1 protein-coding gene is annotated in these 14,221 nt (G+C 77.4%); it reads left to right on the plus strand.

Annotation, left to right across the window (positions count from 1 at the left end):
• Positions 1–1,691: 1,691 nt before the first annotated feature.
• A complete protein-coding gene (locus RM844_RS05715; protein WP_311665483.1) occupies positions 1,692–14,123 on the plus strand; it encodes a type I polyketide synthase in 12,432 nt (4,143 codons plus the stop codon).
• Positions 14,124–14,221: the final 98 nt, after the last annotated feature.

A 14,221-nucleotide genomic window follows, 5' to 3' on the forward strand; every position in this document is an offset into this window, starting at 1 on the left:
CGCGCGTGAACGTCAAGTGGCCGCGCATGGCCAGCATGTGACGGCACGTCACAGAACTTCTCCGGCTCTCGCCCGCCCCGGGCGCCCGACGGTCGGGCGAGTGGGGGCGCCGCGAGGGTGCCTTGGTGCGCCGTCTCGGCCGCGTGCGGCCGCGGGCCACCGCTCACCTTCTGGGCCCCGGCGGTCGCCGTCGGGTGCCCGGGGGCGGCCGGCGTGCGGCGCCCGTACCGCGCCCGGGCGGGTCGCTCCGGGGGTGCGGCGACCGATCGGACACGGACCGCAAGCGGGCAAAAGCGGAGTGGAGGCGTGCCGCTTCGGGCACGGTGCGTCACGCCCGTCCGCCGGATGCCCGCTGCCATGTCCGAGGTTTCGGACAGCCCTGCCCGTGGTTCGCGGCCGCGAACCTTTTGGATCGTGCCAGGTGGTGGCTGTGCCCACTATTCGCAACGGTGTATCCGGGGCGATATCCGCGATGCCGGGTGGCCGACTCCACGTGCCGCTGGTGACCGGTTGATTGGCGCACCATAACCACAGGCGGAGTGCCTGGCGCGGGCAACGCCCATGCGGATACCGTTGAGGCAGGCGCAAGATCCTGGGCATGACTTTCATCCGATCTTGTGCGATCCGCCCATGCGGTCAATCAGGCTGCGTGGAGCGTCGTTCCCTTGATCTTCTGTATCGGGCCGATCGGCTCGCGGAGTCCATCAAAAGGGGGGCAATATGCAGTGACCCATGACCTGGGTTCAGGTGCTTGCAGGTGTGCGCCGCCGTGGCCGTGCCGGTTAGGGCAAGCGCATTCTATGAAGCGGTAACACCGGTTAATAAAGCGCGTTCCGACGGCGTGTGGCGTCCCGCCCGGGGTGCCTTGCCCCACGCGCACCGTGCGGTGTTTTCCGTACCCTTATCAGGGGTCGGCCAGTTCGTCGGTGCCGTGCTTTGCCGGCTCCTTCGGCGTGCGGCGCCGAAGCCGGGGCGGCGGTGCCACCGGTCGGCGCGCGGTGGGCGGTGGGGCCGGTTGTCCGGCCGTTCCCCCACCTCAGCGGGGTGTGCGCGGAGCCCTGGGCCGGCCGTGGTGACCCGCCCGTGGTGCACCGGGAATTCATCCGGTGAACAGAAACCGTGCCGGGAAGCGCGGCATCCCGGGCCTTTGGAGTGCGCTCCGGCGTGCGCGGCGGGCACGCTGTGCCGCGCCCTGTGGCCGATGCGTGGAGCGTATGTGAAATCGGGGTTACTCGGTGAATGTGGGCTCCCGGTGGCACGTTAAGCCGGAGTGTGTGGCTGGCATATGACAACCGTCTGACGAGCGGTTTCCGGTGTGTCGGCCGAACGTTAACCCGCCAGCCTTGGCGGGTGTGCCCCGTCCGGTCGCCGCGACGGTAGGTGCGTCTCCCGCGCGCCTGGGCGGCTTCGAAGGGTGAGTTAATTCGGCGAGTCCGGACCGTAAAATCGGTGCGTCCTCAAGTTGCGCGACGCTTCGGCGCCGCATCGCCCGGGCATTCCTGACCTGGGCCCCGTGGTGGGAATGCCGGCATCAAGTTCCGGAACCAACCCGGTCCGAGTGCGTGTTGACAATGCGAGCGGAACAGGCTTTGAATTGCCGCCGTTGTCGCAGCGGCGTCGCCGAATATCGCGGGCCAATCGTACGTGTGTTTCGTTTTTCTGGTGGACGACTGACGAGGGCAGAGGCTGCCATGCGCGAATCCGGAGTACTGGACACCAACACCGTCGTCGTCATCGGGGCCGCGCCCGCCACTCCGGCGCGGGCGGACCACGATCCCGGCGCCCTGGCCGAGCTGACCGGCCGGCCGCTGCCCGAGGAACGGGCGGCCGCACTGGCGGCGGCGTGGACGGCCTGCGAGGACGCGGGCCTGGCCGCCGACGACCCCACCGCCATCGGCGTCTACCTGGCCGCCGACCCCGCCGACCCCGCCGCCACCCCCGAGCCCGGGGCCGCCACCGCCGACAGCCCCGCCGCCTCGGGCCCGGCCCCCGACCGCACGGGCGCCCCGACGGGCCCGGCCGGCCAACCGACGTCTCCCACAGCCGAGTTGGCGGCCCCTCCGGCCGCCGCCCCGCCGGCCGGCCCACCAGCGGCCCCGGCCCAACCGCCCGCCCAGGCCGCCACCCTGGTGCACCCCCCGGTCACCGAGCCGGCCCCGCCCGGGCAGCCGGCCGCCCCGGTCGACGCCCTGGCCGCCGCGCTCGGCCTGCGCGGCCCGCGCCTGACCGGCCGGCAGCCGCTGGCCGCCGCGCTCGCCGCCCTGCGGTCCGGCGCCTGCGACCGCGCCCTGGTCGGCGCCGGCGGCGCCTTCGTCGTGCTGGCCCGCGCCGACCTGGCCCGCACCGACACCTTCGGCTACCGGCTGACGGCCGACGCGGACTGGCCCGCCGAGGTGCCCGCGCTGGTCGAGGCGGCGGTGCGGGCGGGCCGGCCCGGGCCCGGGCGGGCCGCGCCGGCCGGGCCGCCCGTTCCGGTCACCGTGTCGGCACACAGCCCGGACGCGCTGCGGGCGCGCGCCGCCGAACTCGCCGCGCTGCTGGCCGGCGAGCCGACCCTGCCGCTCGCCGACCTCGCCCACACGCTGGCCACCACCCGGCCGGCACTGGCCCACCGCGCCGTCCTCGTCGGCGCCGAACGGGACCGGCTCGCCGATGAGTTGGCCGCGCTGGGCGCCGGCCGTCCGGTGCCCGGCCTGGCCACCGGAGGCCCCGCCCTGCCGGCGGCCGGCGGCCTCGCCTTCGTCTTCCCCGGGCACGGCCCGCAGTGGCTCGGCATGGCCGCCGAACTCCTCGACGCCGAACCGGTCTTCACCGAGCAGCTGCACGCCTGCGCGGCGGCGCTCGCCCCACACGTGGACTGGCCGGTGCTGGACGTGCTGCGCGGCACCGTGGACGCGCCCTCGCTGGACCGGCCGGAGGTCGGGCAGCCGGCGCTCTGGGCCATGATGGTCGCGCTGTCCGCGCTGTGGCGCTCCTGGGGCGTGCGGCCGGACGCGGTCATCGGCTCCAGCGTCGGCGAGATCCCGGCCGCCACCGTCGCCGGCGCGCTCTCCGTCGAGGACGGCGCCCGGGCGGTGGCCCGGTTCAGCCGCGCCCAGGTGGCGCTGCTGGAACGCGGCGTGATGCTCTCCGTGTTGGCCTCGGCCGACGAGGTGCGGGCCCGGCTGGTCCGCTACCCGGACCTCGACCTGGCCGCCGTGCACGCCCCCGGCTCGGTGCTGGTCTCCGGTACCGAGGAGGCGGCGACCGCGCTGCTGGCCGAGCTGGCCGCCGACGGCGTGAAAGCCAGGGGCATCGCCATCCGGCTGGCCGCGCACGGCCGCCAGGTCGACGCGGTGCTGGACGCGCTGCGCGCCGACCTCGCCGGGATCGCGCCGCGCCCCACCGACGTGCCGCTCTACCTGGCCACCGCCGGCGGCCTGGTCGAGCCGGCCACCCTCACCGTCGACCACTGGTGCCGGAACCTGCGCGGCACCGCCGAGTTCGAGCGCGCCACCCGGGCGGCGCTGGCCGCCGGCCACCGCCTGCTGCTGGAGCCCAGCCCGCACCCGGTGCTGACCCGGGCGGTGCAGGAGACCGCCGAGGACGCCGGGGTGCCGGCCGTCGCCGTTGGCACCCTGCGCCGCGACCGGGGCGGCCTCGACCAGGTGACCGCCGCCCTCGCCGAGCTGCACGCGCACGGCGTGCGGCCGGACTGGCCGGCGGTCTTCGCCGGCCGGGACGTCCGCCAGGTGCCGCTCCCCGGCTACCCGTTGGGCGCCGCGCCGGCCGGCCCGGCGAGCTCGCCGGCCGACGAGCTGGCCGACCGGCTGGCCGCCGCGCCCGACCGGGCCGGGGTCCTGCTGGACCTGGTCCGCGCGCAGGTCGCCGCCGTCGTCCGCGGCGACCTGGCCGCGACCGCCGACCCGGACGCGCCGCTGCTGGAGCTGGGCGTCGACTCGGCGGGCGCGATGGCGCTGCGCAACCTGCTCAACGCGGCCACCGGCCTGCGGCTGCCGGTCTCCGCCGTCTTCGACAACCCGACCTGCCGGGGGCTGGCCGCGCACCTGGACCGGGTGCTGCGCGGCGCCCCGGCCGAGGCCGACGAGCCGGTCGTCCACCAGGTGGCCGGCGACGACGAGCCGATCGCGGTGGTCGCGATGAGCTGCCGGCTGCCCGGCGGCGTCGCCTCGCCCGAGGACCTGTGGGAGCTGCTGTCGGCCGGCGGCGACGGGGTCACCGCGTTCCCCACCGACCGGGGCTGGCGGTTGGACGGCCGCTACGACGAGGACGCCGAGCGGCCCGGCGGCTACTACCAGCGGGAGGCCGGCTTCCTCGCCGACGTCCCCCGGTTCGACCCGGAGTTCTTCGGCGTCTCGCCGCGCGAGGCGCTCGCCATGGACCCGCAGCAGCGGCTGCTCCTCGAAGTCGCCTGGGAGGCGGTGGAGCGGGCCGGCATCGACGCGGGGGAGCTGCGCGGCAGCCAGGCCGGGGTCTTCCTCGGCGCGATGACCATGGACTACGGGCCCCGGCTGCACGAGGCGCCGGCCGACCTGGAGGGCTACCTGCTGACCGGCAACACCGGCAGCGTCGCCTCCGGCCGGCTCTCCTACACCTTCGGGCTGGCCGGGCCGGCCGTCACGGTCGACACGGCCTGCTCCTCCTCGCTGGTCGCGCTGCACCTGGCGGTGCAGTCGCTGCGGCGCGGCGAGTGCCCGCTGGCGCTGACCGGCGGGGTGACGGTGATGTCGTCGCCCGGCATGTTCGTCGAGTTCAGCCGGCAGCGGGCGCTCGCCCCTGACGGCCGGTGCAAGGCGTTCTCGGCCAGCGCGGACGGCTTCGGCCTCGCCGAGGGCGCCAGCATGGTGTTGTTGGAGCGGCTCTCCGACGCCCGGCGCAACGGGCACCCGGTGCTCGCCCTGATCCGCGGCACCGCCATCAACCAGGACGGCGCGTCCAACGGGCTGACCGCGCCCAGCGGCCCGGCCCAGCGGCGGGTGATCCGGCAGGCCCTGGCCAACGCGGGCGTCTCGGCCACCGAGGTGGACGCGGTGGAGGCGCACGGCACCGGCACCCGGCTGGGCGACCCGATCGAGGCGGACGCGCTGCTGGCCACCTACGGCCAGGGCCGCGACGAAGGACGGCCGCTCTGGCTCGGCTCGGTCAAGTCCAACATCGGGCACACCCAGGCGGCGTCCGGCGTCGCCGGCCTGATCAAGATGGTCCTCGCACTGCGGCACGGCACGCTGCCGCGCAGCCTGCACATCACCGAGCCGACCCCGCACGTGGACTGGTCGGCCGGCGCGGTGTCGCTGGTCACCGAGGCCACGCCGTGGCCGGCGACCGGCCGCCCGCGCCGGGCCGGCGTCTCCTCGTTCGGTATCAGCGGCACCAACGCGCACGCCGTGCTGGAGCAGGCCCCGGACGAGCCCCCCACGGAGCTGCCGGAGGGGATACCGGGTGAGACGGCGGACGGGATACCGGTCGAGACTTCGGCGCTCGCCGCCCGCCCCGCGCCGCTGGTGCTGACCGCCCGCAGCGCCACGGCGCTGGCCGCGCACGCCGCCCAACTCGCCCCGTTCGCCCAGCGGTTGGCGCCGGCCGACCTGGCCAGTACGCTGCTGTCCCGGGCCGAGTTCGAGCACCGCGCCGTGGTGGTGGCCGGCGGCGCCGACGCGCTGACCGCGCTGGCCGGCGGCACCGAGTCGGCCCGCGTCGCGGTGGGCGTCGCCCGACCCACCGGTCGGGTCGCGTTCGTCTTCCCCGGCCAGGGCTCCCAGTGGCTCGGCATGGGCACCGCGCTGGCCGCCGCCTCGCCCGCCTTCCGCGCCTCGCTCGACGCCTGCGCCGAGGCCCTCGCCCCGCACGTCGACTGGTCGCTGTGGGAGGTCCTGGCGGACGCCGCCGCCCTGGAGCGGGTGGATGTGGTGCAGCCGGCGCTGTTCGCGGTGATGGTGTCGCTGGCGGCGCTCTGGCGGGCGCACGGTGTCGAGCCGGACGCGGTGGTCGGGCACTCGCAGGGCGAGATCGCCGCCGCGCATGTGGCGGGTGCGTTGACCCTGGACGACGCGGCCCGGGTGGTGGCGCTGCGCAGCCGGGCCATCCTCGCGCTGTCCGGGCGGGGTGGCATGGTCTCCCTCGCCCTCCCCGCCGACCGGGCGCGGGAGTTGCTGGCGGCGTGGGACGGCCGGATTTCGGTCGCCGCCGTCAACGGGCCCGGCTCCGTGGTGGTCGCCGGCGACGCCGACGCCCTCGACCAGCTGATGGCACACTGCGCCGCCGACGAGATCCGGGCCCGCCGCGTCCCCGTCGACTACGCCTCCCACTCACCCCATGTCGAGGCCATCCAGGACGAGTTGCGCGCCGCGCTGGCCGGCGTCGAGCCGGCGCCGGCCAGTGTCCCGATGCTCTCCACCGTCACCGGCGAGTGGCTGACCGGCCCCGAGCTGGACGCCGCCTACTGGTACCGCAACTTGCGGGACACCGTCCGCTTCGAGGAGGCCACCCTCGGCCTCCTCGACCGCGGCGTCGGCGCGTTCGTCGAGTGCAGCCCGCACCCGGTGCTCGGCCTCGGCGTCCGCGAGACGCTGGAGGCCACCGGCGGCGACGCCGTCGTCGTCGGCACCCTGCGCCGCAGCGACGGCGACCTCGACCGGTTCCTGCTGTCCGCCGCCGAGGCGTACGTCGCCGGCCTGCCCTTCGACTGGCGCTCCGTGGTGCCCGCCGGGCGCCATGTCGAGGTGCCCACCTACCCGTTCCAGCGCCGCCGGTTCTGGATCGAGGACACCGCCGGCCCGGCCACCGAGGCCGAGGACCCGGCGCAGGCCGCGTTCTGGTCCGCCGTCGAGCGCGGCGACCTGGCCAGCACCCTGGACGTGCCGGCCGACGCCCCGCTCACCGACGTGCTGCCCAGCCTCGCCGACTGGCGCCGCCGCCACCGGGACCGCGCCACCGCCGACGGCTGGCGCCACCGGATCAGCTGGCGCCCGCTGCCCGCCGCCACCACGCCGACGCTGACCGGCACCTGGCTGCTGGTCAGCTCGCCGGCCACCGCCGGCCACCCGTGGCACGCGGCCGCCGTCGAGGCGCTGCGCGCGCACGGCGCCGACGTCCTGACCAGCGACGGCACCCCCGGCACGCTGCCCACCCCCGACCGGCCGCTCGGCGGCGTGCTCTCCCTGCTGGCGTTGGACGAGACCCCCGACCCGGCCGCGCCGGCCGTTCCCGCCGGCCTGGCCGCGACCCTCGCGCTGATCCGGACGCTGGGCGCCGCCGGCGTCGCCGCCCCGCTGTGGCTGGCCACCACCGGCGCCGTCGCCACCGGCCGCTCCGACCCGCCGACCCACCCAACCCAGGCCCAGACCTGGGGACTTGGCCTGGCCCTCGGCTTGGAGCACCCCGACCGCTGGGGCGGTCTCGTCGACCTGCCGGAGAGCCCAGACGCCCGGGCCGCGGCCCGGCTCGCCGCCGTCCTCGCCGGCCGCGACGACGAGGATCAGCTGGCGATCCGCGCCTCCGGCGTCGCCGCCCGCCGCCTGGTCCCCGCCCCCGCGCCGGCGCCGGCCCCCGCCTGGCGGGCCACCGGCACCGCGCTGATCACCGGCGGCACCGGCGCCATCGGCGGCCATGTCGCCCGCTGGCTGGCCGGCAACGGCGCCGAACACCTCGTGCTGGCCAGCCGCGGCGGCCCGGACGCGCCCGGCGCCGACGCGCTGGCCGCCGAACTGACCGCCCTCGGCGCCCGGGTCACCCTCGCCGCCTGCGACGCCGCCGACCCGGCCGCGCTCACCGCGCTGTTCGACCGGCTGGACGGTGCCGGCACCCCGGTCCGTTCCGTCTTCCACGCCGCCGGCACCGTCCCCTCCAGGCCGCTCGCCGACACCACCACCGCCGACCTGGCGTACGCGCTGGCCGCCAAGGCCGGCGGCGCCGCCCACCTGCACGCGCTGACCGCCGGCCGGGACCTCGACGCGTTCGTGCTGTTCTCCTCCGGCTCCGCCGTCTGGGGCAGCGGCGAACTCGGCGCCTACGGCGCCGCCAACGCCTACCTCGACGCGCTCGCCGGGCAGCGCCGCGCCGCCGGGCTGCCCGCCACCTCCGTCTCCTGGGGCATGTGGGCCGGCGACGGCATGGCCGCCGGCGACCTCAACGAGCAGCTGCGCCGCCGGGGGATGCGCCCCATGCGGCCCGACCTGGCGGTCGGCGCCCTCGCCACCGCCCTGACCGGCGACGAGACCACGCTGACCGTCGCCGACATCGACTGGGAGCGGTTCGCCCCCGGCTTCACCGCCGCCCGGGCCCGCCCGTTGATCGGCGATCTGCCGGCGGTCGCCGCCCTGACCGCCGCCGAGCCGGCCGCCGAGCCGGCCCTCGGCGGCGGCCTCGCCGACCGGCTCGCCGGGCTCACCGAACCCGACCAGCACCGGCTGCTGCTCGACCTGGTCCGCGGCCACGCCGCCGCGGTCCTCGGCCACGACGGGCCGGACGCGGTCACCCCCGACCGGCCGTTCCGCGAGCTGGGCTTCGACTCGCTCACCGCCGTCGAGGTCCGCAGGCGCCTCAACGCCGCCACCGGCACCCGGCTGCCCACCACCGTCGTCTTCGACCACCCCACGCCGGACGCCCTCGCCCGCCACCTGCGCACCCAGGTCGGCGGCGAGCGCGCCGCCGCCCAGGCCGCCGGCCCGGCCGTGGCCGCGCCACGCGACCCGCACGAGCCGATCGCGGTGGTCGCCATGAGCTGCCGCTTCCCCGGCGGCGTCACCTCGCCCGAGGACCTGTGGTCGCTGCTGCTGGCCGGCCGGGACGCCGTCGGCCCGTTCCCCGACGACCGCGGCTGGGACCCGGACCGGCTCTACCCGGCCGACGCCGAGGCCGAGGGCCGCAGCCGCACCCTGGAGGGCGCCTTCCTCGCCGACGCCGGCGGCTTCGACGCCGACTTCTTCGGCATCTCCCCGCGCGAGGCGCTGGCCATGGACCCGCAGCAGCGGCAGGTGCTCGAACTCGCCTGGGAGACCTTCGAACGGGCCGGCATCGACCCGGCCACCGCCCGCGACAGCCTCACCGGCGTCTTCGTCGGCGCCTCCCCGCAGGGCTACGCCGGCACCCTGGAGCAGGCCGCGCCCGAGATGGACGGCTACCGGCTGACCGGCGACGCGCTGAGCGTCGTCTCCGGCCGGATCGCCTACACACTCGGCCTGCGCGGCCCGGCCGTCACCGTGGACACCGCCTGCTCCTCCGCGCTGGTCGCCGTCAACCTCGCCGTGCAGGCGCTGCGTTCGGGCGAGTGCGCGATGGCGCTGGCCGGCGGCGCCGCCGTCATGGTGGCCCCCACCGCGTTCGCCGAGTTCAGCCGGCAGGGCGGGCTGGCGCCCGACGGCCGCTGCAAGCCGTTCGCGGACGCCGCCGACGGCGTCGGCTGGGGCGAGGGCGCCGGCCTCGTCCTGCTGGAGCGGCTCTCCGACGCCCGCGCCAACGGCCACCAGGTGCTGGCCGTGGTCCGCGGCTCCGCCACCAACCAGGACGGCGCGTCCAACGGGCTGTCCGCCCCCAACGGGCCGGCCCAGCAGCGCGTCATCCACGCCGCGCTCGCCAACGCCGGCCTGACCCCGGACGAGGTGGACGCCGTCGAGGGCCACGGCACCGGCACCCGGCTCGGCGACCCGATCGAGGCGCAGGCCCTGCTGGCCACCTACGGCCGGGGCCGGCCCGCCGACCGGCCGCTGCTGCTGGGCGCCGTCAAGTCCAACATCGGTCACACCCAGGCCGCCTCCGGCATCGCCGGCGTCATCAAGATGGTGCTGGCCATGCGGCACGGCGTGCTGCCCCGCACCCTGCACGTGGACCAGCCCTCCCGGCACGTGGACTGGACGACGGGCGCCGTGGAGCTCCTCGCCGACCAGCGGCCCTGGCCGGCGACCGGCCGGCCGCGCCGGGCCGCGGTCTCCGCGTTCGGCGTCAGCGGCACCAACGGCCACGTCATCCTCGAACAGGCCGAGGCGCCCGAGCACGCCGAAATCCCCGAGGCCCCGGCCGCGCCGGCCGCCGAGCCGGCCGGGGCGCCGCTGGCCTGGCCGCTGTCCGCCCGGGACGCCACGGCGCTGCGCGCCCAGGCCGCCCGGCTGGCCGCCACCCTCGACGCCCGCCCCGAACTCGCCCCGGCCGATGTCGCCGCCACCCTGGCCACCGGCCGGGCCGCGCTCGACCACCGAGCCGTCGTCCTCGGCGCCGACCCGGCCCAACTCCGCGCCGGCCTCGACGCGTTGGCCGCCGGCCTCGACCACCCGGCGGTGCCGCTCGGCACCCCGGACGGCGGCCGGCTCGCCGTGCTCTTCTCCGGCCAGGGCTCGCAGCGCGTCGGCATGGGCCGCGACCTGTACCGGGCGCACCCCGCCTTCGCCGACGCCCTCGACGCGGTCTTCGCCCACCTCGACCCGCTGCTGCCGGTGCCGCTGCGCGACGTCGTCTTCGGCGACGACCAGAAGGCCCTGGACCGCACCGAGTTCGCCCAGCCGGCGCTGTTCGCCGTCGAGGTCGCCCTCTACCGGCTGTGGGAGTCCTGGGGCCTGGCGCCCGACGCGCTCGCCGGCCACTCCATCGGCGAACTCGCCGCCGCGCACGTCGCCGGCGTCCTCTCGCTGCCCGACGCCTGCGCGGTGATCGCCGCGCGCGGCGCCCTGATGCAGGCCCTGCCGGCCAGCGGCGTGATGATCGCCGTCCAGGCCACCGAGGCGGAGATCGCCCCCGAGTGCTCCGAACACGTCGGGATCGCCGCCATCAACGGCCCGCACGCGCTGGTCCTCTCCGGCCGCGAACTGGAGGTCCTCGACCTCGCCGACCGACTCAAGGCGGACGGCCGCAAGGTGACCAGGCTGCGGGTCAGCCACGCCTTCCACTCGCCGCTGATGGAGCCGATGCTGGCCGCGTTCCGCCGGGTGCTGGAGTCCGTCACCTTCCACCCGCCGACCCTGCCCGTCGTCTCGACGCTGACCGGACAGCCGGCCACCGCCGAGGAGTTGGGCTCGCCCGACTACTGGGTGCGGCACGTGCGGCAGCCCGTCCGGTTCGCCGACGCCGTCACCGCCCTCACCGCCCAGGGCGTGACCACCGCGCTGGAGGTGGGGCCCGGCGGGGTGCTCGCCGCGATGGGCCAGGACAGCGCGCCCGACGCGGTGTTCGTGCCGACGCTGCGCGCCGACCGGCCCGAGGTGGAGACCCTGGCGCACGCCGCCGCGCGGCTGCACGTCCGCGGCGCCCGCCTGGACCTGGCCGCCGCGACCGGCGGCCGGGGCCGCCGCGTCGACCTGCCCACCTACCCCTTCCAGCACCGGCGGTACTGGCTGACCGCGGCGGTCGCCCCGGCCGGCGGCGGGGCGCCGGCCGCCCTCGGCGTCGCCACCGGCGACCACCCGCTGCTGCGCGCCGCCGTCGAACTGCCCGACGGCGCGGGCACCGTGCTCACCGGCCGGCTGGCCGCCCACGCCCTGCCGTGGCTCGCCGGCCGGCGGCACCTCCCGCCCACCGGCCTCCTCGACCTCGCCCTGCACGCCGCCGCCCACCACGGGCTCGACACGGTCGCCGAACTCGCCCTGCGTGCCCCGCTGTCGCTGCCCGACCGGGGTGGCCTGGCGCTGCGCGTCACGGTCGGCCCGGCCGCCGACGGCGCCCGAACCGTCCGCGTCCACTCCCGGCCCGAGGACGCCGACCGGGACGACACCTGGACCGAACACGCCACGGGCACCCTCGCGTTGGCCGACGCGACCCCGAACGACACCGGTCCCGTAGGCGAGTTGGCGGCCTGGCCGCCGCCCGGCGCCACCCCGGCCGAGCCGGGCGGCGGCTGGCGGCTGGCCGGCGACCGGTACGCCGAGGTGGCCATCGACGAGCCGGCCGACGACGGCTTCGCCCTGCACCCCGCGCTGCTCGACGCCGCCCTGACCACCGCCCGGCCAGCCAGCCGGGACCGGGCCGACGACACCTCCGAAGTCCCCCTCGTCCCCCACCACTTCACCGGCGCCCGGCTGCACGCCACCGGCGCGACCGCGCTGCGGGTGCGCTGGTCCCCGACGGCCCCCGACGCCGGCGCGCTGACCCTCGCCGACCCGGCCGGCCGGCCCGTCGTCACCGTCGCCGCGCTCCAGCTGCGGCCGGCCGCCGACCAGCCCGCCGAACTCCACCCAGCCGACGCGCTGTTCACCCTGACCTGGACCCCCGTCGCCCCCGCCACCGCCGGCGCGGCACCAGCCGGCCGCGCCGTCCTCGGCCCCGACCCGCTCGGCCTGGGTCCCGCCCTCGACCTGCCCACCCTGCCCACCGACCCCGACCCCGACGCCGCCCCCGACCACCGCGACCCGGGCCTGGACCTGGACCTGGCCCTCGACCACCTCGACGGCGTCACCGAGCTGCTCGCCCCCTGCCCCCGCGCGGCCGACCAGGCCAGCGCCGGCGACCCCATCCGGGCCGCCCTGACCTGGGCCCTGACCCTCACCCAACGCTGGCTCGCCGACGAACGGACCGCACACACCCGCCTCGTCCTGGTCACCCACGGCGCCGTCCACCCCGAGACCCCCGACCCGGCGCAGGCCGCCGTCTGGGGCCTGCTCCGCTCCGCCCAGACCGAGAACCCCGGCCGGTTCGTGCTCCTCGACCTCGACGGCACCCCCGCCAGCACCCGCGCCCTGCCCGCCGCCCTCGCCACCGAGGAACCACAACTCGCCCTGCAAGAAGGCCGGTTGACGGCGCCCCGGCTGACCAGGGCCACCGCCCCCCACCACCGGCGGCCCGCCGGCCACCCGGCGCCCTTCGACCCCGACCGCACCGTCCTGGTCACCGGCGGCCTCGGTACCCTCGGCGCGCTCGTCGCCCGCCACCTGGTCACCGCACACGGCGTCCGGCACCTCGCCCTCGCCGGCCGCCGCGGCCTGGCCACCGAAGGCGCCGAGCAACTCCGCGACGAACTGGCCGCCCTCGGCGCCGAAGTGACCGTCGCCGCCTGCGACCTCGCCGACCGGGCCGCCGTCGCCGCCCTGCTCGCCGCCCTCGACCGACCCCTCGGCGCCGTCGTGCACGCCGCCGGCGTCGTCGACGACGGCGTGCTGCCCGCCCTCACCCCCGAACGACTCGACCGGGTCCTCGGCCCCAAGGTCGACGGCCTGCGCCACCTCGACGCCCTCACCCGCGACGCCGACCTCACCGCGTTCGTCGTCTTCTCCTCCGCCGCCGGCGTCCTCGGCAGCGCCGGCCAGGCCAGCTACGCCGCCGCCAACGTCGCGCTCGACGCGCTCGTCCAACGCCGGCGCGCCGCCGGCCGGCCCGGCGTCTCCCTCGCCTGGGGCATGTGGGCCGCCGCCAGCGGCATGACCGCCGGCCTCGACGCCGGCGACCGCGCCCGGCTCGGCCGCTCCGGCATCCGCCCGCTGCCCACCGCCGACGCCCTCGCCCTCCTCGACGCCGCCACCCACCACGACCGCCCCACCCTCGTCCCCGTGCTCCTCGACACCGCCACCCTCCGCGGCCAGGCCGCCGACGGCACCCTGCCGCCCGTGCTGCGCGGCCTGGTCCGCGCCCCCGCCCGCCGCGCCACCGACACCGGACCCGCCGCCTCCGAGACCCTCGCCGAGACCCTCGCCGGCCAGCCGCCGGCCGACCGCGAACAGACCGTGCTCAACCTGGTCTGCGCCCAGGTCGCCGCCGTACTCGGGCACGCCACCGGCAGCCAGGTCGACCCCGGGCGCGCCCTGCGCGACCTCGGCTTCGACTCCCTCACCTCGGTGGAACTCCGCAACCGCCTCACCACCACCACCGGACTGCGGCTCCCCACCACCCTCGTCTTCGACCACCCCTCGGCCGCCGCCATCAGCCGGCACCTGCTCACCCTGCTGCCCGGCGGCCAACCCGCGCGGGAGACCGGCCTCCTCGACCAGCTCGACCAGCTGGAGCACGCCCTGTTCGACCTCGCGGACGACGGCACCGCCACCAAGGTCGACCTGCGGCTGCGCGCCCTCCTCGCCCGCTGGAGCGACACCAGGACCGGCGGCGGCCAGACCCCCGAGACCGGCCCCGACCCGCACCCCGGCGCCGACCTCGACGAGGCCACCGACGACGAACTCTTCGGCTACCTCGACAACGAGCTAGAGACCTCGTGACCGACCAGCACCCCGCCGAACCCGACGCCGCCGAACCCGCCGGCCCCACCGCGACCCGCCCCACCGCGACCCGCACCGCGCTAAGGAGCACACCCCAG

Source organism: Streptomyces chisholmiae, assembly GCF_031845445.1.
Lineage (GTDB): Bacteria > Actinomycetota > Actinomycetes > Streptomycetales > Streptomycetaceae > Streptomyces > Streptomyces chisholmiae.